Genomic DNA, 24,360 nt, shown 5'->3' with positions numbered 1-24,360 from the left:
GCTTCAGTCCACCGGCCGCACTTGTTTGCCGAAGCGCTGCAGAAACTCCTCCACCGGTTTGTAGGTGCTTTCGTCGGCCGCTTCGAAACGGCTCAGCGCCATGCGCGCCAGCCATAGCTTGCCGTCCTTGTCTTCGTGCAGGGTCAGCAGCAGCCGGGCCACTTCCTGCACGACCGCTTCCGGCACGTCGTCGCGGGCCACCAGGCCGTTGTTGGGCAAGGATTCCGTCGTCCAGGCCACGCGCAGGTTTTCCGCCACTTCCGGGTGCTCGCGGCTGAAGGCCTGCCACGGTGGCGGCCAGGTGGCGCCGGCGGCGACGTTGCCGAGGTGGACGCTCATGATGGAGGATTCCTGCGAGCCGACGTAGCGGATGTCGATGTCGTGCATGACGTCCAGGCCGTGCTGGTAGAGGAAGTATTGCGGCAGCATGGTGGCGGCCAAGGCCGTGGGAGCGGGGAAGCTCACCGCCAAGCCCTTGAGATCGGCCACTTCGCGCACGGGGCTGTCCTTGCGCACCAGGATGATGCCGCGGAAATTGAAATCGTCGCCCATTTTGCCGAACACGCGATAGCCGTGCTGCAGGGACTTGATGGTTTGGTAAGGGTTGGGCAGGGCGAAATCGAAATCGCGCCGGACCAGCTTGTCGTTGAACGAGGCGTAGTCGCGGGACGCTTCCAGGCGAAACGACGCGCCGGGAATATGGGCGCTGAGGTGGTCCATGATCGGCCCGAACAGCACGTGCAGCCGCTCCGGATTGTGCAGGGGGTGAACGCCGAAAACATATTCCTTGAAAGGTTCCGGCGGGCTGCGGCTGTACTGCGGATGATAAGCCGCCGTTGTCGATGCGTCCTCGCATCCGATCAGCATCCCTACGAATAGCAACAGGTACAATAGGCGCATAGCTGCATTCTAGCATTTCGCCAAATTGCCGTTTGGCCGGGCGATGGATGCGCGGCGCTTGCTGACGTAAGGACCATGCTGGACGACCTCGACCCGAAAACCTTCGCCGCCCACCTGCTGCAACAGCTGCCGGTGCCCACTTTCGTGCTGGACGGCCGGCACCGGGTGTCGATGTGGAACCGCGCCTGCGAGCAATTCACCGGGATCGCGGCCGCCGACGTGGTCGGCACCGATCAGCACTGGCGGGGGTTTTACACCGAGCGGCGTCCCTGCCTGGCCGACCTGCTGCTGGACGGCGAACTGGGCGGCCTGTCCCAGCTCTACGCCCACGCCGCCCGTTCCACCTATTTGGCCGACACCTGGCACGCGGAAAACTGGGGCGTGATGCCCGACGGCCGCCCAGTCTACGTAGCCGTGGTGGCCGGACCCATCACCGACGCCCAGGGGCGGGTGGTGGCGGTGGTGGAAAGCCAGCGCGACATGACCGCGCAAAAGCTGGCCGAACAGGCGCTGCAGGACAGCGAACAGCGCTTGTCCGCCATCCTCGGCTCGGCCATGGACGCCATCGTCACCGTGGACGACCGGCACCGCATCACCCTGTTCAACGCCGCCGCCCAGCGCATGTTCCGCTGCGCCGCCGACCTGGCGCAGGATCAGCCGCTGGAACGCTTCATCGTCCCGTCCCACCGCGCCTTGTTCCAGCAGTTCCTCGACACCCGCCAGGCGCCGGCCGCCTGGGCGCCGCAGGGACTGATCGCCCAGCGCGCCGACGGCGAGGCTTTCCCCATCGAGGCGACTTTCTCGCCCCTGGAACTGGCCGGCCGCCGCTATTGCACGGTGATCCTGCGCGACGTCAACGACCGCCGCCAGGCCGAGCAGGCACTGAGCCGCTTGCAGTCGGAGAAGGGCTATCTGGAAGAGCAGGCCAACAGCGACCACAACTTCCAGGAAATCGTCAGCGGCGCGGCGGAAATGGCGGCGGTGTTCGAACAAATCCGCCTGGTCGCCCCCGCCGATACGCCGGTACTGCTGCTGGGCGAAACCGGCACCGGCAAGGAACTGCTGGCTGGCGCCATCCACAACCTCAGCGGCCGCCAGGACGGCATGCTGGTCAAGGTCAACTGTGCCGCCCTCCCGGCCGAGCTCATCGAAAGCGAGCTGTTCGGCCACGAAAAAGGCGCCTTCACCGGCGCCACCCAGCAGCGCAAGGGCCGTTTCGAGCTGGCCGACGGCGGCACGCTGTTCCTGGACGAAGTGGGCGAGCTGCCGCCGGCGGCCCAGGCCAAGCTGCTGCGCGCTTTGCAGGAGCAGGAATTCGAGCGGGTCGGCGGCACCGTTACCTTGAAAGTGAACGTGCGCCTCATCGCCGCCACCAACCGCGACCTGGCGGAGGAGGTGGCCGCCGGCCGCTTCCGCGCCGATTTGTACTACCGCCTCAACGTCTTCCCCGTGCAGGTGCCGGCCCTGCGCGAGCGCCGTTCCGACGTTCCCCTGCTGGCGCGGCATTTCCTGGCGAAATACGCCAAAAAGTTCGGCAAGCCGGTGACGGACATCGCCCCCGCCGCCCTGGCCCGTCTGTCCGACTACGCCTGGCCCGGCAACGTGCGCGAACTGCAAAACGTCATCGAACGCGCCGTCATCCTGGCCCGCGGCCCGCTGCTGGAAATCGACCAAGCCTTGTCCCTAGGCCTGCCGGACAGCCGCCCCGCCGCCCCCGCCGGCACCCTGGAAGAGGTGGAACGCAACCACATCCTGCAAGTGCTGGAACAAACCGGCGGCGTCATCGCCGGCCCAAGAGGCGCCGCGGCGGTGCTGGGGCTCAATCCCAACACCCTGCGCTCGCGCATGCAGAAGCTGGGCATCGCCAAGCCGCGTTCGTATTAAGCCCCCGTATTGCCGACGCTGGCCGGCGCATCGCGCGTTGATTCAGGACGAGAGGATCATCCCGGTCAATGGGGCGTGCGACGGCGCATGGAGATGCGACTCGATTGAAAAGCGCCAGATAAACCGGGTAGGCTGGGATGAAGCGCTAGCGTAATCCCGGCAGCTCCTATCCAAGCACCCCCCGCCATCCATAGGAAGGAAAATCCGATGCGGAACTACAAACGCCTGAGGATCGCCGGGGCCATGAATTTCTTCACGGTCAATCTCGCCGAGCGACACGGAAACGATCTCCTCACGCGGCACATCGCCGAGTTGCGCCATGCGTTCCGGAAAACCCGCCAGGATCACCCGTTTCAGATGGTGGCAGCCGTGGTTCTGCCGGATCACCTGCATTGCCTTTGGCAAATGTCGGAGAACGACGACGACTTCTCCACCCGCTGGCGCTTGATCAAGGCACGCTTTTCCCGCAGCATCGAAACGGGCGAGCGGATTTCCCCGAGTCGTCGACGCAAAGGGGAAAGAGGTCTATGGCAACGCCGCTATTGGGAAAACGCCATCCGCGACGATTTGGATTGCCAACGCCACATGGATTACATTCACTACAACCCGGTGAAGCATGGCTATGCACGCTCCCCGCAAGAATGGCCGTATTCCTCGATACATCAGTGGGCCAAGCGCGGCGCGTATCCTGTGGATTGGGCCAAGCCAGTGGATATGGTCGAATATCCCTGGGATTGATGCGGCAGGGAAGGTTAATCACAGCGGTCGTGTGGGCTGGGATGCAGCGCAGCGAAATCCCTGCAATGACCCAGGAATGCTGGGTTTCCGCTTCGCTCCGACCCAGCCTACGTGCTTTATCGCAGGAGATATGCGTTGAAAGATAGATTTACATCGGTTACGTTCAAGAACTACAAAGCGCTAAAGAAATATTCCTTGTCTCTGAATGAGTTTAATGTGCTCGTTGGGCCAAATAATGCTGGAAAATCTACGATTATAGGTGCCTTTAAGATACTGTATGAGGGTATGCGTAAGGCATCGGCGCGTAAGGCTCAATATATTGGCGCGGCTGGTGTGAGCGCATGGGGGTATAATATACCTTTGGATGATATACCGGTTGCAATTGATAATATTTTCACGGATTACGATGATTCTGAGCCGGCTATTATTGAGTTTAGGTTGTCTTCTGGTAATAAGCTGCGACTGGTGTTTCCGGAAAACCGCGTTTGCTACCTTGTATGCAATCCTAAAGGAAAGCCTGTCAGGACGCCATCTGAGTTTAGGGCTGCTTATCAGGCTTCTATTGGGTTTGTGCCAGTGCTCGGTCCGGTGGAGCATGATGAGCCACTTTACCAACAAGAGGCTGCCAGGCAAGCATTGCTCTCGCACAGGGCATCGAGAAACTTTCGAAATATTTGGTATCATTACCCGGAAGATTTTAACGAATTCCGGGAGATGCTGCGTACAACTTGGCCTGGAATGGATGTCGATCGGCCAGAGGTAGATCGGACGCATGATAAGCCTTTGTTGCATATGTTTTGTCCGGAGGAGCGCTATCCTAGGGAGGTGTTTTGGGCCGGTTTCGGCTTTCAGGTATGGTGTCAGATGCTCACTTACATTGTAAGGTCCCGGAAGGACTCGCTTCTAATAATTGATGAGCCAGATATATATCTTCATTCCGATTTGCAAAGGCAGTTGGTTGAGATACTAAGGCGTGTGCCGCCTGATATAATAATAGCAACCCATTCTACCGAAATAATTTCCGAGGCAGATCCGGGGGATTTGTTGGTTGTAAACAAGAAGAGCCAGTCAGCAAAAAGAATCAGCAACCCTTCTCAGCTTCAAAGTATTTTCGGTGTTCTTGGTTCTAACCTTAATCCAATACTGACTCAGTTGGCAAAATCTAGAAGAGCTGTTTTTGTTGAAGGAAAAGACTTTCAGATATTGTCTGCCTTTGCACGAAAGCTCGGAAAACAGAGTGTCGCAAATAGATCAGATTTCGCTGTAATTCCTGTTGAGGGATTTAACCCGGTAAAGGTTAAGGATTTCTCAGAGGGTATTGAGCTTACATTGGGGGCAAAGATCTTGAAGGCTGTTGTTTTTGATAGGGATTATCGGGCTCCGCATGAGGTTCTAGATATGCTTAAAACCTTTGATGGATATTGCGCTCTTTCTCACATACATAGCAGGAAGGAAATGGAAAATTATCTGCTTGTCGGCAGCGCATTGCAGCGCGCTATAGAAGGCAGAGTAAGTGAGCGATCCGCGCGATCAGGGGTAATAACGACTTTTACTGAGAACGTTGAAGACATCCTTGATAGGTTAACGGGCTGTATGAAAAGCAGAATTAGTGGCCAGTTTCTATCTAAGCAAGGCGCTTATTTGAAATCGCTAGATCCCGGATTGGATTTTGCTACGATTAACCAGCGCTTGCTCGATGAGTTTGAGGCGCTGTGGATTAACTTAAAGGATAGGTTGTCTCTTGTTCCTGGCAAAGAGTTGATAGGACAACTGAATGGATATCTCCAAGATGTGTATGGCGTTACAGTTACGCATACAGCGGTTATTGGGGCAATGAAGGCGTCTGAGGTACCAGATGAGATTGTGCAGTTAATCGAAAACCTAGAGAAATTTAGATGTGCTTCTGTATGACGCCTTGAGCGTATGGCTCTGGGCGGGTTCCCTGCCGATCACCAGAGTTGGTGTCAGATCTTGCTTTTTTGTCGTTCCCACGCTCCGGCGTGGGCATGTAGCCGACGGCGCTCTGCGCCGTGTCACGAAAGCCGCGGGGCAACGCAAAGGTAGGGTGTGGAACGCAAAGCGTCCCTGGTATTGTTCCCACGCGTGAGCGTGGGAACGATGAAAAACTTTGCTGTTTACGTCTAAAGGCGGAGTCGCCAAGGGGCACTGGCATCCGCGGCACATGGGGCGGGTTAGCGTCCTCACGTAACTCGTCCCACAGCACTCGCGGTATGCAGAAGCTGGGAATCGCCAACTGCGTTGAGTCACGCCATGTCGTGTAGTCACGATATATCGTTTCTCGTTGCGCGTTTCCCATAGCGACTGGCTTCTTTCTTTGTAAGCCAAGTCATTGAAAGTCATTCACTAAATTCCTATTGACCGGCATCGGCAAGGGTTTTGCTCAGAGCCAGGTAACGCGGTGCAGCCGCCTTACCTCGTTCACCAAACCCAGCCATGTCCTCCATAGCCCATCCCGCCGCCCGACCGTCCGTCCCATCGCCGTCGCTACGCGCCAAGCATGCTTTGCGGCTGGTGGCCGTTGCCGGCGAAACGCCGCGCGATTCCCGCTTCTACGCTCTCAACCTGGCGCTGATGCTGGGCCACCTGCTGGTGCTGTTCAATTCCGGCGCTTTCGCCGCCGTCACCCTGCACGCCACCGGCGCTTTGGCGGTCAGCCCCAGCTACGGCACCTGGACCCAGACTTATTACTTCGTCAGCTTGGGGTTGGCGCTGCCCCTGGCCGGCCGCTTTGCCCAGCGTTTCGGGGCCGGCCGCGTGTTCGTCGCCGCCATGCTGGCGATGGCGCTGGGGTCGGCGGCTTGCGCCGTCACCGGCGATTTCGCCTTGTTCATCGCCGGCCGCGTGCTGCAAGGCTTGGGCGGTGGCGTGGCTCTGCCGGTGGCGCAGAACCTGTTCCTCGCCGGCTACGGCGAGGCGCAGCGGCCCCGCGCCATGGCCTTGTGGAGCGTGGCTTCCCTTAGCCCTTTCACCGTCGGGCCGCTGCTGGGCGGTTGGATGGCTGAGGTGTGGGGCTGGCGCGGCCTGTTCCAGTTCAACCTGCCCCTGGCGCTGTTGTCCGCCGGCCTTGCTTGGGCCTTGCTGGACGCGCAGGAAACCCGGCGCAGCGGCGCTCCTTTCGACTGGATCGGCCTGGCGCTGCTGGCCGTGGCCCTGGCTTGCTTGCAAACGGTGCTCAACCGCGGCCAGGACGAGGACTGGTACAACTCGCCGCTGATCCTGGCGTTGGCCGCTGTCGGCCTGCTGGCTCTGCTCGGCTTCGTGCTGTGGGAGCTGGGCGAGCGCCATCCGCTGCTCAACCTGCGCCTGTCCGCCAAGCGCAATGTCGCCGCCGGCGTGGCCGGCCTCAGCCTCAGTTTTTTGATGATGTACGGCCTGCTGTCGGTGCTGCTGGGGCGCTTGCAGTCGCTGGCGGGCTACAGCTCGTTCCTGGCCGGCGCGACTTTGGTGCCGCTGCTGTTCTTCGCCAAGCCGGTGGGCGCGCTGCTGCAGCACTGGGTGCAGCGCTACGACCCTAGGGTTTTGGCCTGCCTCAACCTGTCGGCTTTCGCCGTGTACTGCTTCTGGACCGCGAGCTACGACTTTTTCGGCCGGCTGGGCTGGTTCGGCGACATGCTCTGGTCGCAGGTGTTCGAAGGCGTGTGCCTGGGCGCGCTGTTCGCGCCGCTCACCGCGCTGTTCCTGGCCGGGCTGCCGGCGCGGCGCCAGGGCCAGGCGGCGGAACTGGGCGGCATGTTGCGCGTGCTGGGCGGTGGCGTCGGCTCGCCATTGCTGACGGCGGTGTGGGAGCGGCGCAGCGCTTTCCACCAGTCGCGGTTGGCCGACGGCCTGTCGCTGTACGAGCCCTGGGCGCGGGAGGGCATGGCCAAGCTGCACGCGGCTGGTGTTCCGCTGCAGGCGGCCCAGGCCAAGCTGGCCGGTTTGGCCCACCAGCACGCAGCCATTCTCGGCCTGGACGATGTGTTCTACCTGTGCGGCTGGCTGTTCCTGCTGCTGGCCGCTGTCGTCTGGCTGCTGGGCCGTGCGCGCACCGCGCGTCCGTTGACGCCCAAGCAGGCCCTGCGCCGCGCCGCTTTGCAGGATTTGGTGGAGGAGCCATGAGCATGCGTACCCAATCTCTATTGATGTTGCTGCCTTTGCTGGGCGGCTGTGCCCTGTTGCCGGAAGACGGCAGCCAGGCCCAGTTCATGGATACGCCGCAGCTGGAGCAGACCGTAAGCGACGCCGGCCACGAGGTGGAGCGCAGCGCCGACGCCTGGCCCCATGCCCGCTGGTGGCAGGTATTCCGCAATCCCGGCCTGGACCGGCTGATGGACACGGCCCTGCAAGGCAACCCGGACCTGCGCATCGCCGCTGACCGCTTGCGCATGGCCCAGTCCCTGGCCGATTACCAGGCGGCGGAAATGCTGCCCAGCGTCGGCGCCAGCCTGGCGGTGCGGCGCTGGCACGTGTCCGAGCACGACATCTTCGGGCCGCTGGGCGGGCAGACGGTGAATGCCGCCTATCTGGACCCGGTGGTGTTCCGCTACCACCTGGACCTGTGGGGCAAGGACCGCGCCGCGCTGGATTCCGCCCTCGGCCATGCCAAGGCCCAGGCGGCGGAGCTGGCCGTGTCCCGTTTGGTCCTTAGTACTAACCTAGCGCGGGCCTATTTCCGCCTGGGCGCCGCGGCGGAGGAAACGCGCCTGGCCGGCGACCTGCTGCGGCGGGCCGAGGCGGTGCTGGAACTGGCCCGCGTGCGCTGGGAGAAAGGCTTGGCCGCCATGGACCCGGTCCGCGCCGCCGAACAGGGCGTGGCGGCGGCGCGCCAGCGCCTGGCCGCCCTGCAAAAGGAAAGCGAACTGTTGCGCCATCGCCTGGCGGCCCTGGCCGGCCAGGGCCCGGACTGGGGCAAGGGCATCGCCGTGGCGGATGGCGGCCTCCATGGGCCGTTCCCCTTGCCGGAAAGGCTGCCGCTGGAGCTGTTGGCCCACCGCCCCGACGTGGCGGCGGCGCGCTGGCGGGCGGAGGCGGCGGCGCAGCGGGTGAAAGTGGCCAAGGCCAATTTCTATCCGGACGTGAACCTGGTGGGCTTCGCCGGCCTGCGCAGCATCAACCTCAAGGACCTGTTCCTGTCCCACGGCTCCAGCCTGGCGTATTCGATTGGACCGACCGTCACCTTGCCGCTGTTCGAAGGCGGCCGGCTGGAGGCGGAACTGTCCCACGGCGAAGCCGGCTATGACGCGGCGGTGGACGCCTACAACGCCGCCTTGCTGGGCGCGGTGCAGCAGGTGGCCGACGCCCTGGCCGAATGGCGCGACAGCCACGCCCAGGACGCCGCCCAGGAACAGGCGGTGCGGGCGGCGGAACAGGCTTTGGCCCTGGCGCAGCGGCGTGATCAGGCCGGCCTCAACACCCGCGACGAGCTGTTGGCCGCCGACGCCGCCTTGCTGGAACAGCGCTTGAAGCTGAGCCGGCTGCAGGGCGAACACCAGCAGGCCGCCGTGGCGCTGATCGAAGCGCTGGGCGGCGGTTTCGACAGCAACGACATCCATTGACCTTTAACCCGGCCTGAGCGGCCTACGACCATGACCACTGCATCCATTCACGGCAAACGACGTTTCCACTCCGCCCGCCGGCAGCGCATCCGCCGCCTGCGCGTCGTGCTGGCGGTCGCCGTCGTGGCGGGATTGGCGTTCGCCGCCTACTGGTGGGGCTACGCGGCGCGCTACGTCACCACCAACGACGCCTACGTCGCCGGCAACCTGGTGCCCCTGAAGGCGCAAACCGACGGCACGGTGGTGGAAGTGCGCGCCGACAACACCCAGTTCGTCCGCCAGGGCGAGGTGCTGGTGCGACTGGACGGCCTCAACGCCCAGGTGGCCCAGGAAAAGGCCGAGGCCGATCTGGCGGAAGCGGTGCGCCAAGTGGAAACCCTGTTCAGCGCCGCCGAAACCCTGCGCCAGCGCCTGGCCGCCCAGGAAGCCCAGGCCGAGCGGGTGCGCCGCGACTTGGCCCGCTACCGCAGCGTGCGCGGCGACGGAGCGGTGTCCGCCCAGCAGGTGCAGGACACCGAATTCCAGTTGCGCGAGCTGGAAGCCGCCGCGCGGCAAATCCGCGCCGAACTGCAGGGCGCCGAAGCCCTGGTGCAGGGCACGGCGGTGGCCGAGCATCCCAAGGTCAAGCAGGCCGCCGCCGCCTTGAAGCGCGCCTATCTCGACCGGGTGCGCCAGGACATCGTCGCGCCGGTGTCCGGCTACATCGCCAAGCGCGCCATCCAGCCCGGCGAAGCGGTGCACCCGGAAACGCCGCTCATGGCCATCGTGCCACTGGACTACCTGTGGGTGGACGCCAATTTTCTGGAGCGCGACCTGACCGAGGTGCGCCCCGGCCAGCCGGTGGAACTGAGCGTGGACCTGTACGGCTCCCATGTCGTCTACCACGGCAGCGTGCTGGGCCTGAACCCCGGCACCGGCAGCGTGTTCGGCCTGCTGCCGCCGGACAACGCCAGCGGCAACTACATCCACATCGCCGAGCGCGTGCCGGTGCGCATCGGCCTGGATACGGAGGAGTTGAAGGCCCATCCGCTGCGGCCGGGGCTGTCGGCGGTCGCCCGCATCGACACGAGCCGGCCGGGAAGTCCTGTGCTGGAGCCGGCCACCGCCGTGCCGGACGGGGCTTACCGCAGCGAGGTTTACGCGCGGCAGTTGGAAGGGGCGGATACGTTGATTGCGGGGATTGTGGAGCGGAATGCCGTCAAGAGGGATATAAGTCTGTCTCGTTAAAATGCAGGGGCTTCCGGTCCCCTCTCCCTGCGGGAGAGGGCTAGGGTGAGGGTGGGTTAAATGGTCGCGACCTTTGATGGTGTGGTTGAATGGCCTCCACACCACTTTTTAGGCCCAAATCATGGCCCACTGATGCCTCCGCAGGCTGCGGAATCTGCCGCTTCCCCGGTTACAATGTCGCCCCGCTGCACTACCCACGATTTTCGAGCTGAACGATGGATGCCACGATTCCCGTTGATTTGACCCTATTCCCCACCACCCTGGACTTGCTGCACGTGAGCCTGGCCGGTTTGTCTTTGCTGCTGCTGTTGATCGTGCCGGCGCTGTTGATGGCGGTGCGCAAGGCCAAGCAGGCGCCGGTGGCGGTGGCCGAGCCGGTGCGCCACGCGCCGCCGCCGGTGATCATCAAGGAGGCCGGTCCCGATGCGGCGCTGCAGCTGCTGGGACTGCTGCAAAGCGAGGCGCGCCTTATCGATTTCCTCCAGGAAGACATCGCCGGCTATGGCGATGCGGATATCGGCGCCGCCGTGCGGGTGGTGCACGAGGGTTGCCGCAAGGTGCTGAAAAGCCACTTCCAACTGGAGCCCATCCGCAGCGAGACCGAAGGCGAGCGGGTGACCTTGCCCAAGGGCTTCGACGCTTCCGCCGTGCGGCTGACCGGTAATATCGTCGGCGAAGCGCCGTTCAGCGGCACCCTGGTGCACCGGGGCTGGCGCGCCGCCGGCGTGTCCCTGCCGAAGATGGCGGAAGGCCATGACCTGAAGATCGTCGCGCCGGCGGAGGTCGAACTGTGACCGAAACCGTCCGTTATGCCGTCGGCATCGACTTGGGCACTACCAACAGCGTGCTGTCCTACGTGGAGCTGGCCGGGGGCGATGCCGAGCCGCGCGTGTTGCCCATTCCGCAGTTGTCCACGCCCGGCGTGGTGGCGGAAAAGCCGCAGCTGCCGTCGTTTTTGTATCAGGCCCACGAGGCGGAGCTGAACCACGCCGATTTGATCCTGCCCTGGACCGGCAAGCCGGCCGCCCTGGCGGGCGAGGTGGCGCGCCATCTGGGGGCGAAGACGCCGATCCGCCTGGTGGCCAGCGCCAAGAGCTGGCTGTGCCATAGCGGCGTGGACTGCCGTTCGGCCTTTCTGCCGGTGCAGGCGCCGGAGGAAGTGGCGCGCATTTCTCCCTTGCAGGCCTCCATCCACTATTTGGAGCATTTGCGCGATGCCTGGGACGCGGCCCATCCGGACGCTTTTTTGTCCGCCCAGCCGCTCACCATCACCGTGCCGGCGTCCTTCGACCCGGCAGCGCGGGAGTTGACCGTGGAAGCCGCCCGCGCCGTGGGCCTGGGCCACGCGGCACTGCTGGAAGAGCCGCAAGCGGCGCTGTACAGCTGGATCGACGCCTGCGGCGATTGGCGCGAACAGGTGAAAATGGGCGACATCATCCTGGTGGTGGACGTGGGCGGCGGCACCACCGACCTGTCCCTTATTGCCGTGGATGAGGAAGACGGCAACCTGGCCCTGAAGCGCATCGCTATCGGCGACCACATCCTGCTGGGCGGCGACAATATGGACCTGGCCCTGGCCTATACCCTCAAGGCCAAGCTGGAAGGGGAGGGCCGTCGCCTGGAGAACTGGCAGGTGCAGGCGCTGACCCACGGTTGCCGCGACGCCAAGGAGAAACTGCTGGCCGACCCCAATCTGGGCGAAGTCGCCGTCGTTGTGCCCAGCCGCGGATCGCAGCTGATCGGCGGCATCCTGCGCACGGCCTTGACCCGCGCGGAAGTCGAAAAGGTGTTGATGGAAGGCTTCTTCCCGCCGGTCGCCATCGATCAAAAACCCCTGGCGCAACCCCGCGCCGGCTTGACCACCCTCAGCTTGCCTTACGCCCACGATGCCCGCATCACCTGCCACTTGGCGGCTTTCCTCAGCCGGCAGGTGGACGCTGCGAATGCCCCCTCTCCCACAAGCGGGAGAGGGGAGCAGCAAGCCCCTCTCCCCACGGGGGAGAGCGAAGCGAGGGGCCGGGGTTGGGGAGAGGGGCGTGGCGATGGCCAACATCGTTTCATCCGCCCCTCCGCCGTCCTCCTCAACGGCGGCGTATTCAAGTCCGGCATGCTGGCCGAGCGCCTCATGGCGGTGCTCAACCGCTGGCTGCAGGCGGACGGCGGCGAGCCGGCCCGGTTGCTGCACGGCGCCGATTTGGACCTGGCGGTGGCGCGCGGCGCCGCTTATTACGGCTACGTGCGCCAGGGCCACGGCGTGCGTATTCGCGGCGGCGCGGCGGCGGCCTATTACGTCGGCGTGGAAAGCGCCATGCCGGCGGTGCCCGGCTTCGCCCCGCCGCTGCAGGCTTTGTGCATCGCACCGTTCGGCATGGAAGAAGGCAGTTCGGCCGCACTGCCGCCCTACGAATTCGGCTTGGTGGTGGGCGAACCGGTGCGCTTCCGCTTCTTCGCCTCCACCACCCGCCGCGAGGATGCCGTCGGCACCTTGCTGGAGCACTGGCGCGACGGCGAGCTGGAGGAACTGGACGAAATCGAAATCGTCCTGCCGCCGGATCAGCGCCGCGCCGGCGAAGTGGTGCCGGTCAACCTGGCGGCCAGCTATACGGAAGTGGGCACCCTGCAAATGGACGCCGTCGCCGTGGGCGGGGAAGGGCGCTGGAAGGTGGAGTTGAGCGTGCGGGGGCAGGAGGTCGCCGGGCGCGGCTAGTTTTCTTTGCGCTCCAAGCGTTTGTACACGTCATCGTCGTTACGCTTGCCGATCAGCGGTATGCGCAGTTCGTCTTCTTGGACGCTGTAAACGATGCGGTACTCGCCGATGTCCACCCGGCGATAGGAATAGCCTTTTAACGGCTGGGAATCGTGAGGTTCCGGGAGCTCCAGCAGCTTGAAGAGCGTGCCGACCACTTGTTTGTACTGCTTGCCGGGCAAGGACTTCAGGAAGTCCAACGCATCGCGTGACAGGTTAAGCTTCAGCATCGCCCGTTCGTTCCCGAAGCTGGCGTAGCGTTTCTTCGGCGCCGGCATAGCCCGAGGCTTCGGCTTTCTTCGCCATCTCGCCCCAGTAACGGTCTTCCAGGGCGCAAAGCCGTTCGTATTCGGCGATGGATAGCAGCACCGCCGACGGACGGCCGGATTTCTCGATGAACACCGGTTCGGTTTTGGCGCTGTCCAGGTATTGTCCCAAGCGTTGCTTGACTTCGGTGGCGGGTACAGTAGACATGGGATGTCCTTCGAAAGAATCTATTTTGTCCATTATAGATATTTTAGATGGGTGGCGGGTAATCTCAGCCCACCCCAGTTCCGAATATAATTAGCCATGCGTTCTCGTTCATCCTTCGACTTCTCCCCCCGCTACCTGGTCGGCATCGACCTAGGCACCACCCACACCGCCGTCGCTTACGCCGATTTGAGCCAGGGCGCCCAACCGGCTGTACAGCTGTTCCCCATCGAGCAGCTGGTCGGTCCCGGCGCCACGGCGCAGCGGCCGTTGCTGCCGTCGGTGCGCTATCACCCGGCGGCGGACGAGCTGTCGGCGCACGATTGCGCTTTGCCTTGGAGTGGCTCCCCTCACCCCAACCCTCTCCCTGAGGGAGAGGGGGAACAAGGCCGCTGCGCTTTTTTTAACGATCCCGTGCCCAACGCCGTGCTGGGCGAGTGGGCTCGCGCCCTGGGCGCCAAGACCCACGGCCGGCTGGTGGCCAGCGCCAAGAGCTGGCTGTCCCACGGCGCCGCCGACCGGGAGTCGGCCATTCTGCCCTGGGGCGCGCCGGAAGAGGTCGCCAAAGTGTCGCCGGTTACGGCCAGCGCCAGCTATCTGGCTCATGTGCGCGCCGACTGGAACCGCCGTTTCCCCGATGCGCCGCTGGAAAAGCAGGACGTGGTGGTGACGGTTCCGGCCTCTTTCGACGAAGCCGCCCGTGCCCTCACGGTGGAAGCCGCCAAGCTGGCCGGCCTGCCGGAACTGCGCTTGCTGGAAGAGCCCATGGCGGTGTGCTACGACTGGCTGTGGACACACAAGGGCGATTTGCGCGCGCAATTGGACGGCGCGCGGCTGATGCTGGTGGTGGACGTGGGCGGCGGCACTTCCGACCTGACCCTGATCCGCGTCGAGCACGGCGGCGGCGAGCCAAAGTTGCTGCGCGTCGGCGTGGGCAACCACCTGATGTTGGGCGGCGACAATATGGACCTGACTCTGGCCCATCTGGCCGAGCAGCGCCTCAAATCCCCCGGCCAGCGCCTGTCGGCGGCGGAGCTGAGCCAGTTGCTGGAGCAGTGCCGCGCAGCCAAGGAACTGCTGCTGTCGGACAACGCTCCGGAGTCGGCCAAAGTCACCCTGTTGGGCGGCGGTTCCCGCCTCATCGGCGGCGCGCGCTCGGTGGAATTCAGCCGTGACGAGGTGCGGGCGCTGGTGCTGGACGGCTTCTTCCCCCTCAGCGCACCGGACGATCTGCCCCAGGCCAAGCGCAGCGGCGTGGTGGAATTCGGCCTGCCCTACGCGGCGGAACCGGCGGTGAGCAAGCACATCGCGGCGTTTCTCCAGCAGCACCGCCAGGCGGCCATCGACGCCTTGGGCGATGCCGACGGCCGGCCCATGGCCGACGCGGTGCTGCTCAACGGCGGCGTGTTCAGAAGCCCCTTGATCGCCGGCCGCGTGCTGGACTTGCTCGACCACTGGACGGCGCAACGCCCCAGGCATCTGGACAATCCCCGCCCCGACTTGGCCGTGGCCTACGGCGCCGTGGCCTATGGTTTGGCGCGGCGCGGCTTCCACGGCAAGATCGGCGGCGGTTCGGCGCGCAGTTATTTTTTGCTGGTGGATGCGGCCCCCTCTCCCGCAAGCGGGAGAGGGGGCGTGCAGGGCGTCTGCTTGTTGCCCAAAGGCAGCGAGGAAGGCGAGGAAGTGTTCCTGGCCGAACGGACTTTCTCCCTGCGCCTGGGCCAGCCGGTGCGGCTCAACCTGGCGGCCACGGTGGAGGACACCGCCTGGCGGCCGGGCGATATCGCCGAGGTGGACGATACCGACAACTTCCGCCGCTTGCCGCCCCTGGCCTTGGCCCTGGACGCGGGCAGCGCCGGCGGCCGCCAGGAGATTCCCGTGCAGCTGGCGGCCGAGTTGACCGAGGTGGGCACGCTGCGCGTGCAGTGCGTCGCCGTGGACGATCCGGCCCGGCGCTGGAAGCTGGAGTTCCAGCTGCGCGGCGACGCCAGCGCCCGTTCCGAACTGGCCGGGCAGCAATTGCACCCCCGCTTTCTTGAGGCCGCCAAACTGGTGGAAACCTGCTACGGATCGGCCAAGAGCGAAGTCTCGCCCAAGGCGGTGAAGTCCCTGCGCGCCGACTTGGAAAAAATCCTCGGCGGCCGCGATGGCTGGGACGGCCCGCTGGCGCGGGAGCTGTTCGGCGCCCTGCTGCAAGGCGCCGGTCGCCGCCGCCGTTCCGCCGACCACGAGCGCGTCTGGCTGAGCCTGACCGGCTACACCCTGCGCCCCGGCTTCGGCTATCCCTTGGACGACTGGCGGGTGGAGCAGCTGTGGCCGCTGTACGGCCAGGGCATCCAGTACGTCAACGAGGCGCAGAACTGGGCCGAATGGTGGATTTTGTGGCGGCGGGTGGCCGGCGGGCTGGACGGTGCCGCCCAGCAAACCCTGTTCGCCGACCTGGCCGACTACATCAATCCCGACACCGCCAAACGCCACCCCATCGCCGGCTGGCTGCCCAAACGCAGCTACGTCAACATGCTGCGGCTGGCGGCTTCCCTGGAACGCCTGCCGGCTGCGCAAAAAGCCCAACTGGGCCAGTGGCTGCTCAAGCGCCTGGAGAAAGCCGGCGAGCCGGAAGAAAGCTGGTGGGCCCTGGGCCGCATCGGCGGTCGCGTGCCGTTCCACGGCAGCGCCCACGAAGTGCTGGCGCGGGATACGGCGGCCGAGTGGCTGGCCGTGCTGCTCAAGCAGGATTGGAAAAAAACGCCGGCCGTGGGCTTTGCCGCGACCCTGATCGCCCGCATGAGCGGCGATCGGGAGCGGGACGTGGACGAGACGGTGCGCGAGCAGGTCGCCGACCGGCTGCGCGAAAGCAAATCGCCCAAGTCCTGGCTGGAAATGGTCACCACGGTGGCGGAACTGGACGCCAGCGACGAGAAGCGCATATTCGGTGAAGATTTGCCGCCGGGGCTGAAGCTGCTCCAGTGAGCCGCGAAACCCTACCCATCGTCTACCAGGACGACCACTTCGTCGCCGTGCACAAGCCTTCGGGCTTGCTGGTGCATCGCACCGTGCTGGATTTCCACGAGCGGCGCTTCGCCCTGCAAATTCTGCGCGACCAGCTGGGGCGCAAGGTCTACCCGGTGCATCGGCTGGACAAGGGGACTTCCGGCTTGTTGCTGTTCGCTTTGAATCCGGATGTGGCGCGCGCCTTGAGCGGCCTGTTCGAAACGCAGCAGGTGCACAAGACCTATCTCGCCGTGGTGCGCGGCCATCCGCCGGAACAGGGGGAGATCGACCATCCGTTGGTGAAGCGGCCGGACGACATGGAGTGGGTGGGCGAGGCGCAGGAATGCGGTGCGCAAGCGGCCCTGACCCGTTACCGCCGGCTCGCCACGGCGGAGCTGCCGTACCCAGTGGACCGTTACCCCAGCAGCCGCTACGCCCTGTTGCAACTGGAGCCGGCCACCGGCCGCCGCCACCAGCTGCGCCGCCACCTCAAGCACATCTCCCACCCCATCATCGGCGACGCCACTTACGGCAAGGGCAAGCACAACCGCTTGTTCCAGGAGCTGTACGGTAGCTCCCGCTTGCTGCTGGCCTGCGTGGCGCTGCGCTTCGCTCATCCGGTCAGCGGCGAGGCGCTGGCGCTGGAGGCGCCTTTGGCGGAGGATTTCGCCGTGGTGGCGCGGGGGCTGGGCTGGTAGGAGCGGCTCTTAGCCGCGATCTTGTTCGAGTTTCCCGGAACCAGCATTTTTGGTCCCCTCTCCCTCCGGGAGAGGGTTAGGGTGAGGGAAAGAAAAAGGTCGCGACTTTTTACCCCCTCATCCCAACCTTCTCCCTGGGGGAGAAGGAGCTCAGTTCTTCCGCAGACTTATTCCGTATACAAAACAATCCCCACCCGCCGGTTCTGGGCGCGACCCTGGGGGGTGGCGTTGTCGGCGCGGGGTTGGGTGTCGGCGCGGCCTGCCGGGGTGACGCGGTTGGCTGCAACGCCCAAGCCGATGAGATGGCGGGTGACGATGCTGGCGCGGGCGGTGGACAGCTCCCAGTTGGAGGGGAATTGGGCGGTGGCGATGGGTTGGTTGTCGGTGTGGCCTTCCACGGTGATGCGGCCTTTGTGTTCCAGCAAAACCGGCCGCAGCTTATCCAGCAGGGTTTTACCCTCGGCGGTCAGCACGGCGCTGGCGGGACGGAACAGGATGGCGTCGTCGATTTCGATCAGCAGCTTTTGCCCGTCCTGCTTCACGCTGACCCGTTCGGCCAAAGAGCCCAGCGCCGCCAGGGGATTGGCCGGGGGCGGCACGGCATCCGCTGCGCTGGGCGCGGCTTCCGCCGGCGGCGTTGTTTCCGCCGAGGCTGGCGCGGGGGCTTCGGCCGCCGGCTCCGCCGCGGCGGCGGTTTCGGCCGAGGTCGGTTCCGCTGCGGCCGAGGCTTCCGCCGCTTGGGCTTCCATGGCGGCTTGCGCGGCGAGGAGAATCTCCGTGGTCGAGAGGGGCTGCGGCTCGAGAAAACCGCTGGCGGCGACGGCGGTAGAATCGGGCGGCGCCGGGATCGACGCGAGGGAGGCTTCGTCGGCGGCGGGTTCCGGCTGCGGGCCGGCCTCGGTTTCCGCCGTCGCCGCTTCCGGCTCGGCCTGGGCGGCTTCGGCCACGGCCGCCGCTTCCGCCGCCGCCCGCCGTTCGGCGACGGTGCGGGCCTTTTCCGTGGCGTACAGCAGCACGAACAAGGCGACCAGCACGGTCATGAAATCCAGGTAGCTCATCAGCCACGGCGTTTCGCTCTCGTGCTCGTCGACCTGGTCGTTATGCCAGGGCGTGTTGAACGCGTGGGGGTCCGCCGGCCGCTTGCTGCCGCGGCTGTCGGGAATTTGGGATCCGCGCGGCGGCACGACGTGTCCTTAGGCTTCCATCGGCTGCTTGGGCGGCAAAGTCGCCTGGAAAGCACTGTTGGGCAGTTCGGTCAGGGCTTCCAGGTATTCGCGGATGATGCCCGGATGGCGGCGGTCGTGCATCATCAGCACCGCTTCCATGAAAGCGAATTCCCAGGCGCGCCGGTGCCGGGCTTGCTGCTCCAAGCGCATGGTGACCGGTTTGACCACCAGGTTGGCCAGGACCAGGCCGTATACCGTGCTCCATAGGGCGAAGCCGACGGCGCTGCCGATTTGCTCGACGAGGGCCTCGTCCAGCTCGTTGAGCATCTGTACCATGCCCAGCAGGGTGCCCACCATGCCGAAGGCCGGGGCCAGCATCATCATGGTGCGCAGGATTTGGATTTCAGCCTGGTCGTGCTCGCGCAGGGCGCCGCTTTTCCATTGCAGTAGGCGAACCAGGTCTTCCCGCGGCGTGCGGTCGAGGATCATTTCGACGCCGCTGCGCAGTATAGGGTCCGTCAGGATCCTGACGCTTTGTTCCGCGGTGTGGATATTGCCCTGCCGGTAGAGGCCGGCGATGTCGAGGAAAAATTCCACGTCGGCGCTTTTGTCTTCCGCCGGTTCCCGCAGCCGGCGCGGCAAGTCGCGCAGCAGGGCTTTGACCGCCGTGGGCGAGCGTCCCAGCACGGTGGCCAGCAGAGTGCCGCCCAGCACCCATAATAAACCGGTGAAGTTGACGTAGTGTCCGTTCAGTTGCAGCCACAACAGCCCCGCGCAAGCGATGGAGGCGCCGGCGATGGCCATGGGGCGGGGGTAGGGGATTTTCATGGTCTGATCCAGATCGGTAGCCTACGCTAACGGTGAGACTTTAGCAGAAAACGTGCCTGTAGTACTCAGTGTTCGGCGCGCCGCGCCGGCGGTTTCGCACTTTGCGAAAGTTTCGGGCGGCGGCGGGCCGGATTTTCTTGGCGCGAAAGCATTCGGGTGTCTGGCCCGTTATTTGCTTGGGGGTGCGGCCGGGCGCGGTTGGCGCACTCGGGCGCGAGATTGATTTGAAGCCGCGCATGCGGGGGAGGTGTGATGGAAAAGCGGTTGTTGGCCGCGCTCATGTGGGCGATGGCGCTGGTTGGAGGCTCGGTCGCCGCCGAGCCGGTCTACAGCTTCGGCGTGGTGCCGCAGCAGGCGGCGGCCGAGTCGGCGCTGCGTTGGACGCCGTTGCTGCGTTATTTGGAACGGCGCTGCGGTGTGGCGCTGCGTTTCAAGACGGCGCCGGATATTCCGGAATTCGAGCGGCGGCTGGCTCAGGGGGAGTACGACTTCGCCTATATGAATCCTTACCACTACGTGGTGCTCGGCCGCAAGCAAGGTTATCGCGCGTTCGCCCGGGAAAAAGGCGTGCGGCTGCAGGGCGTGCTGGTGGTGCGCAAAGACAGCCCAATCCGCGATATCCACGAGCTGGATGGGCTCGAGCTGGCTTTTCCCGCTCCGGCGGCATTCGCCGCCAGCGTGTTGCCGCGCATGCAATTGCAGCAGTTGGGCATTGCTTTCACCCCCCATTTCGTCGCGTCCCACGACTCCGTGTATCTGTCCGTGGTGCGCGGCTTGTACCCGGCCGGCGGCGGCGTCGTGCGCACGCTGAACTCCGCCCCGCCGGACATCCGCGACCAATTGCGGGTGTTGTGGCGCACCGACAGCTACACGCCCCACCCCTTGGTGGCCCATCCGCGCGTGGCGGAAGCGGTGCGGCGCGCACTGGCCAACGCCCTTTACGCCATGGATGCCGATCCGGACGCGGCGGACATCCTGCGCAATTTGTCCATGGCCGGCTGGGAAGCGGGCAAGGACGAGGACTGGGACGATTTGCGCGCGTTGCCGCTGGATGCGGACATGGCGCCCCTGGGGCATTAGCCCGGCCCCGCCAGGCGGCGCGGTAAACGTGTCGCCGATAGCGCGCCATAGTGATCGCGTCTAAGCTTCCGCCTATGAGTTTCCGCCTCAAGACCATCCTGGGCATCGCTTGCATCGAAACGGTGTTGCTGTTGATGCTGTTGCTCAGCAGCCTGGCGTATTTGCGCGAGTCCAACCAGGACGAGTTGCGGCAGCGGACGACGACCGCCACCACCCTGTTCGCCACCGCCACCCGCGACGCGGTGTTGTCCACCGATCTGGCGCGGCTGGAGGAGCTGGTCCAGGATTTCCTGAAAAACCCCGGTGTGTTGTACGTGCGCGTCGCCGACAGCGACCGGGTGTTGGTTCAGGGGGGCGACGACGCGGCGTTGGCCCGGCCGTTCGTAGCGGACGGCGATTTCGACCGGGTCGACGACGGCGTGTTCGACGCCGTGGTGGACATCCGCGTCGGTGCGGAAAACTACGGCCGCGTCGAAGTGGGCATGTCGGTGGCGGCCATCCAGGCGGTGATCGCCGAGGCGCGCAATCGCATCGTGGCCCTGGCCGGTTTGGAAATCGGCTTGGTGGCGCTGTTCTCCTGGCTGCTGGGCAGTTATCTCACGCACCAGCTGCGGGATCTGGAACAGGCCTCCATGGCCGTGGCCCAGGGCGATTTCACGCCCGTGCTGCGGGTGCGCGGCAGGGACGAGTTGGCCCGGGTGGCGCAGGCCTTCAACGGCATGTCGGAGCGCATGGGCAACACCTATCGCCATTTGCAGGTCGCCCTGGCCGAGGCGGAACGGCGCGGCGAGCGCCTGCAGGCGGTGGTGGACTCGGGGCTGGACGGCATCCTGGCGATCGACCAGTACGGCCGCATCACCCTGTTCAGCCGCTCGGCCGAGCGCATTTTCGGCTACGGCGCCGACGAGGTCATGGGCCGCAATGTCAGCATGCTCATGCCGGAGCCTTACCAAAGCGAACACGACGGCTATCTGCGGCGCTATTTGGAGACCCGCGAACGGCACGTCATCGGCGTCGGCCGCGAAGTGGTGGGGCTGCATAAGGACGGCAGCGTTTTCCCCATGGACTTGTCCATCACCGAACTGCTGTCCGCCAACGACCACGGCTTTATCGGCCTGGTGCGCGACATTTCCGAGCGCAGGCGCTTGGAGGAGAGGGTGCGCAGGAACGACATCCGCTATCGGGCCTTGCTCCAGGCCGCCACCGACGGCATCCACGTCCTCGACCGGCACGGCAGGCTGGTCGAGGCCAGCGAATCGTTCTACCGGATGTTGGGCTACCCGCCCGGGACGCCGCTAAGGGTGATGGATTGGGACGACCGCTGGTCCGAGCCGGAGCTGCTTGCCAAGCTGGACGAGCTGTTTCGCCGGCCCGCGGTGTTCGAGACGCGCCACCGCCGCTGCGACGGCCGGATCATGGACGTGGAAATCAATGCCTACGGCGTGATGGTCGGCGAGGAGGCCCTGCTGTTCGCTTCGGCGCGGGACATCACCGTGCGCAAGCAGGCCGAGGCCGAGCTGCTCCAGGCCAGGGAGCAAGCGGAGCAGGCCAGCCGCGCCAAATCGCAATTCCTGGCGGTGATGAGCCATGAAATGCGCACCCCCCTCAATGCCTTGCTCGGCATCCAGGAGCTGCTGGCCGACACCCCGTTGAACGAAAAGCAGCGCAGTTACCTGCAAGTGGCGGGGGGCGCGGGCGCCGCTTTGACCAGCCTGATCGGCGACATTCTGGACTTCACCAAGGTGGAGGCGGGCAAGCTGGAGCTGGAGACGTTGCTGGTGGCGCCCGAGCCCCTGGTGGAAGAGGTGTTCCATTTGGTGGAAGGGGCGGCGGCCGACAAGGGGTTGACGTTGTCCTGCCACCTGGCGCCGGATTTGCCCGCCCACGTGGTCGGCGACCCGACCCGCTTGCGCCAGGTGCTGCTCAACCTGGTGGGCAACGCCATCAAGTTCACCGCCGAAGGCGGCGTTACGGTGCTGGTGGCGCGCGCGCCGGATACGGCCCATGGCCTGCTGCTGTTCGAGGTGGTGGATACCGGCATCGGCATCGCCGAAGAGGTGCAGCCGCGTTTGTTCAACCTGTTCACCCAGGCCGATCCTTCCGATACCCGCAAGTACGGCGGCAGCGGCCTGGGCCTGGCCATCGCCAAGCGGCTGGTGGAGTTGTGGAACGGCAGCATGGGGCTGGAAAGCCAGCCCGGGGGGGGCAGCCGCTTTTGGTTCACCTTCGGCGCTCCGGCCGACGGCATGGCGATACCGCCGCCGCAGGCGCGCGTCGACGCCGCCGTCGCCCAGGCGGCGGGCGCCCTGGTGTTGTTGGTGGAGGACGGCCCCGCCAATCAAGTGGTGCTGTCGGCCATGCTCAGCCAGGGGGGGCACAGCGTGGACGTGGCCGCGTCCGGCGCCGCCGCCGTCGAGGCGGTGCGCGCCAAGCGCTACGACCTGATCGTCATGGACGTGTCCATGCCCGACATGAACGGCATGGAGGCCACCCGCCGCATCCGCCGGCTGGGCAGTCACGGCGCGGACGTGCCCATCGTCGCCATGACCGCCCACGCCGTCAAAGGCTACCGGGAGGAATGCTTGGCGGTGGGCATGAACGACTACGCCACCAAGCCCATCGCCAAGCAGGATTTGCTGGCCCTGGTGGCGAAATGGACCGGTTGCGCCAGGGCGCCCGCGGGCGGGCAGGCCAAGGACGCGCCTGCGTCGGCCGTCGGGTTGGTGGACGAGTCGGTGATTTGGTTGGTGGCGGAGGATGCCGGCATCGACGATGTCGCCGGTTTGGCGCGCATTTTCCTCGACGAACTGGCGCAGCGGCGCGTCGCTATCGCCCAAGCCCTGGCCGGCAAGGACATGGAGGGGCTGCACCATGAAAGCCATTCCCTGAAAAGCGCCGCCGGCACTTTCGGCGCGGTCGCTTTGCAGGGCCTGGCGATGGAAGTGGATGCTTGCTGCAAGCGCGGCGAAGGCTCCGCCGCCCTGGCCGCCGCGGAAAAACTCTTGCCTTGTCTCGACGCTACGTTGGCCGAAATGGAACGGACATTTGCGCCTGGGGCGGGACAAACACCGAGTCCCTCGGCATAAGCCCCTGGCCGGACGGAATTTCCAGCGCCACCACCCGATCGCGTCCGGCCCGCTTGGCCTGGTACAGCGCTTGGTCGGCCTTGGTCAGCAAATCCTGCCAGACGAAGCATCCGACGAGGTCGGGCGCCATGGTGGCCAAGCCGAAACTGGCGGTGACGTGCCCGGTCGTTTCGGAGCGGGCGTGGGGCATGGACAATCGGCCGATGTCCATCCGCAGGCGTTGGGCCAGGGCGATGGCGTCGTCGTGGCTCAGCTCCGGCGTCAGGCAGACGAATTCTTCGCCGCCGAAGCGCGCCACCACGTCGGCGGCCCGGCGCACGCCGGCGGAGAGGCTGGCGGCGATGCTTTTCAGGCACTCGTCCCCGGCTTGATGGCCGTAGTAGTCGTTGTAGGCCTTGAAGTGGTCCACGTCGACCATGATCAGGCTGAGCGGCGAGCCGTTGCGCAGGGCCCGATTCCACTCGGCCTGCGCGCGGGTTTCGAAGTGGCGGCGGTTGGCTATCCCCGTCAGTCCGTCGCTGAGGGCGATTTTCTGCAGCGCGTCGCGGGCCGCCTTCAATTCCAAGTGAACCTGCACGCGGGCGCTGACGATGGCAGAGCGTATGGGCTTGCTGATGAAGTCCACCGCGCCCAAGGCGAAGCCCAGGGCCTCGTCCTCGGCGTCGCGCAGGCCGGTGAAGAAAATGATCGGTATATCGGCGGCGCAATCCATGCGCTTCAGGCGCCGGCAGGTTTCGTAGCCGTCCATGCCCGGCAGCCGCACGTCCAAAAGAATCAAGTCGGGCGGCGAGCGCAGCACCGATTCGATGGCCTGTTCGCCGCTGCCGGCGGTTTCCAGGCGGTAGCGTGACAGTACCCCGGCCATGACCGCCAAAGACGAAGGGGAGTCATCCACTAGCAGAATTCGTTGGGTCGAAGCATCAATAGAATTCATGGGGCGTATCCTGGCAACGGTTCGTTGCAAGCGGTTATCATGGGCCGCCGCTGGGC

The 24,360-nt window shown here is 65.1% G+C and carries 18 protein-coding genes; 12 read left to right on the top strand and 6 right to left on the bottom strand.

All coding sequences use genetic code 11. The annotated features are described in order from the left end of the window. Positions 1-3 precede the first annotated feature (3 nt). Positions 4-900 carry a phosphate/phosphite/phosphonate ABC transporter substrate-binding protein gene (locus tag K5607_RS13975; RefSeq protein WP_221047379.1) on the bottom strand — a complete coding sequence of 299 codons (897 nt, stop codon included), beginning with the start codon at positions 898-900 and terminating at the stop codon, positions 4-6. A gap of 75 nt (positions 901-975) precedes the next feature. Here K5607_RS13975 and K5607_RS13970 point away from each other — a divergent pair, with 75 nt between their 5' ends. The 8 genes from K5607_RS13970 to K5607_RS13935 all read left to right on the top strand — a co-directional run bounded on the left by K5607_RS13970 (position 976) and on the right by K5607_RS13935 (position 13,011). Then, positions 976-2,784 (top strand): sigma 54-interacting transcriptional regulator, encoded by a 1,809-nt coding sequence (locus K5607_RS13970; protein WP_221047378.1) that lies wholly within the window; start codon positions 976-978, stop codon positions 2,782-2,784. Between the two features lie 207 nt (positions 2,785-2,991). Further along, positions 2,992-3,522: an REP-associated tyrosine transposase gene (locus K5607_RS13965; protein ID WP_054774177.1), complete on the top strand. Its 531-nt coding sequence runs from the start codon at positions 2,992-2,994 to the stop codon at positions 3,520-3,522. A 135-nt stretch (positions 3,523-3,657) separates the two neighbouring features. After that, the gene (locus K5607_RS13960; protein WP_082411646.1) at positions 3,658-5,433 is read left to right on the top strand and encodes an ATP-dependent nuclease; all 1,776 of its coding nucleotides are present in this window, start codon (positions 3,658-3,660) and stop codon (positions 5,431-5,433) included. A 543-nt stretch (positions 5,434-5,976) separates the two neighbouring features. Further along, positions 5,977-7,641, top strand: a complete 1,665-nt coding sequence (locus K5607_RS13955) for a DHA2 family efflux MFS transporter permease subunit (protein ID WP_221047377.1) — start codon at positions 5,977-5,979, stop codon at positions 7,639-7,641. A 2-nt stretch (positions 7,642-7,643) separates the two neighbouring features. Beyond that, entirely contained in the window at positions 7,644-9,077 is a 1,434-nt protein-coding gene (locus tag K5607_RS13950) for an efflux transporter outer membrane subunit (protein WP_246598866.1), read from the top strand. Between the two features lie 30 nt (positions 9,078-9,107). Further along, complete coding sequence (locus tag K5607_RS13945) at positions 9,108-10,304, top strand: HlyD/EmrA/EmrK family protein (RefSeq protein ID WP_221047375.1); 1,197 nt, start codon at positions 9,108-9,110, stop codon at positions 10,302-10,304. A 215-nt stretch (positions 10,305-10,519) separates the two neighbouring features. Next, positions 10,520-11,098 carry a DUF2760 domain-containing protein gene (locus tag K5607_RS13940; protein ID WP_221047374.1) on the top strand — a complete coding sequence of 193 codons (579 nt, stop codon included), beginning with the start codon at positions 10,520-10,522 and terminating at the stop codon, positions 11,096-11,098. Then, positions 11,095-13,011, top strand: coding sequence for an Hsp70 family protein (locus tag K5607_RS13935; RefSeq protein WP_221047373.1), 1,917 nt, complete (start codon positions 11,095-11,097; stop codon positions 13,009-13,011). Before K5607_RS13940 ends, K5607_RS13935 begins: the two co-directional genes overlap by 4 nt. Here K5607_RS13935 and K5607_RS13930 read toward each other — a convergent pair. Together K5607_RS13930 and K5607_RS13925 are read right to left on the bottom strand one after the other, a co-directional pair. Then, entirely contained in the window at positions 13,008-13,280 is a 273-nt protein-coding gene (locus tag K5607_RS13930) for a type II toxin-antitoxin system RelE family toxin (RefSeq protein WP_054774954.1), read from the bottom strand. The two genes, K5607_RS13935 and K5607_RS13930, sit on opposite strands and share 4 nt — an antisense overlap. Beyond that, the gene (locus K5607_RS13925) at positions 13,267-13,524 is read right to left on the bottom strand and encodes a type II toxin-antitoxin system Phd/YefM family antitoxin (RefSeq protein WP_054774953.1); all 258 of its coding nucleotides are present in this window, start codon (positions 13,522-13,524) and stop codon (positions 13,267-13,269) included. The genes K5607_RS13930 and K5607_RS13925 overlap by 14 nt, the downstream gene beginning before the upstream one ends. 96 nt (positions 13,525-13,620) lie before the next feature. On the opposite strand from K5607_RS13925, the gene K5607_RS13920 reads away from it, so the two are divergent. Together K5607_RS13920 and K5607_RS13915 are read left to right on the top strand one after the other, a co-directional pair. Then, on the top strand, positions 13,621-16,491 hold the full coding sequence (locus K5607_RS13920; protein ID WP_221047372.1) for an Hsp70 family protein: 2,871 nt from the start codon (positions 13,621-13,623) through the stop codon (positions 16,489-16,491). Further along, positions 16,488-17,210 (top strand): pseudouridine synthase, encoded by a 723-nt coding sequence (locus tag K5607_RS13915; protein ID WP_054774882.1) that lies wholly within the window; start codon positions 16,488-16,490, stop codon positions 17,208-17,210. Before K5607_RS13920 ends, K5607_RS13915 begins: the two co-directional genes overlap by 4 nt. A gap of 167 nt (positions 17,211-17,377) precedes the next feature. Here the strand turns inward: K5607_RS13915 and K5607_RS13910 are convergent, their stop codons facing one another. Beyond that, the gene (locus tag K5607_RS13910) at positions 17,378-18,394 is read right to left on the bottom strand and encodes an OmpA family protein (protein WP_221047371.1); all 1,017 of its coding nucleotides are present in this window, start codon (positions 18,392-18,394) and stop codon (positions 17,378-17,380) included. A 9-nt stretch (positions 18,395-18,403) separates the two neighbouring features. Then, complete coding sequence (locus K5607_RS13905) at positions 18,404-19,204, bottom strand: motility protein A (protein ID WP_221047370.1); 801 nt, start codon at positions 19,202-19,204, stop codon at positions 18,404-18,406. Between the two features lie 252 nt (positions 19,205-19,456). Here K5607_RS13905 and K5607_RS13900 point away from each other — a divergent pair, with 252 nt between their 5' ends. Next, positions 19,457-20,284, top strand: coding sequence for a phosphate/phosphite/phosphonate ABC transporter substrate-binding protein (locus tag K5607_RS13900; RefSeq protein WP_221047369.1), 828 nt, complete (start codon positions 19,457-19,459; stop codon positions 20,282-20,284). Between the two features lie 74 nt (positions 20,285-20,358). Next, on the top strand, positions 20,359-23,370 hold the full coding sequence (locus K5607_RS13895; protein ID WP_221047368.1) for a PAS domain S-box protein: 3,012 nt from the start codon (positions 20,359-20,361) through the stop codon (positions 23,368-23,370). Here K5607_RS13895 and K5607_RS13890 read toward each other — a convergent pair. Next, a complete protein-coding gene (locus K5607_RS13890) occupies positions 23,303-24,304 on the bottom strand; it encodes a diguanylate cyclase (RefSeq protein WP_082411740.1) in 1,002 nt (333 codons plus the stop codon). The genes K5607_RS13895 and K5607_RS13890 overlap by 68 nt on opposite strands. Between the last annotated feature and the right edge of the window lie 56 nt (positions 24,305-24,360).

It is taken from the genome of Methylogaea oryzae, from assembly GCF_019669985.1.
Lineage (GTDB): Bacteria > Pseudomonadota > Gammaproteobacteria > Methylococcales > Methylococcaceae > Methylogaea > Methylogaea oryzae.
Note: the sequence above shows the minus strand (reverse complement) of the source record. Positions and strands in the feature narration are given on the sequence as shown.

Coding starts and splice junctions, on each gene's coding strand:
- K5607_RS13975 (WP_221047379.1), bottom strand. CDS start 900: ATGCGCCTATTGTACCTGTTGCTATTCGTAGGGATGCTGATCGGATGC.
- K5607_RS13970 (WP_221047378.1), top strand. CDS start 976: ATGCTGGACGACCTCGACCCGAAAACCTTCGCCGCCCACCTGCTGCAA.
- K5607_RS13965 (WP_054774177.1), top strand. CDS start 2,992: ATGCGGAACTACAAACGCCTGAGGATCGCCGGGGCCATGAATTTCTTC.
- K5607_RS13955 (WP_221047377.1), top strand. CDS start 5,977: ATGTCCTCCATAGCCCATCCCGCCGCCCGACCGTCCGTCCCATCGCCG.
- K5607_RS13950 (WP_246598866.1), top strand. CDS start 7,644: ATGCGTACCCAATCTCTATTGATGTTGCTGCCTTTGCTGGGCGGCTGT.
- K5607_RS13945 (WP_221047375.1), top strand. CDS start 9,108: ATGACCACTGCATCCATTCACGGCAAACGACGTTTCCACTCCGCCCGC.
- K5607_RS13940 (WP_221047374.1), top strand. CDS start 10,520: ATGGATGCCACGATTCCCGTTGATTTGACCCTATTCCCCACCACCCTG.
- K5607_RS13930 (WP_054774954.1), bottom strand. CDS start 13,280: ATGCTGAAGCTTAACCTGTCACGCGATGCGTTGGACTTCCTGAAGTCC.
- K5607_RS13925 (WP_054774953.1), bottom strand. CDS start 13,524: ATGTCTACTGTACCCGCCACCGAAGTCAAGCAACGCTTGGGACAATAC.
- K5607_RS13920 (WP_221047372.1), top strand. CDS start 13,621: ATGCGTTCTCGTTCATCCTTCGACTTCTCCCCCCGCTACCTGGTCGGC.
- K5607_RS13905 (WP_221047370.1), bottom strand. CDS start 19,204: ATGAAAATCCCCTACCCCCGCCCCATGGCCATCGCCGGCGCCTCCATC.
- K5607_RS13900 (WP_221047369.1), top strand. CDS start 19,457: ATGGAAAAGCGGTTGTTGGCCGCGCTCATGTGGGCGATGGCGCTGGTT.
- K5607_RS13895 (WP_221047368.1), top strand. CDS start 20,359: ATGAGTTTCCGCCTCAAGACCATCCTGGGCATCGCTTGCATCGAAACG.
- K5607_RS13890 (WP_082411740.1), bottom strand. CDS start 24,304: ATGAATTCTATTGATGCTTCGACCCAACGAATTCTGCTAGTGGATGAC.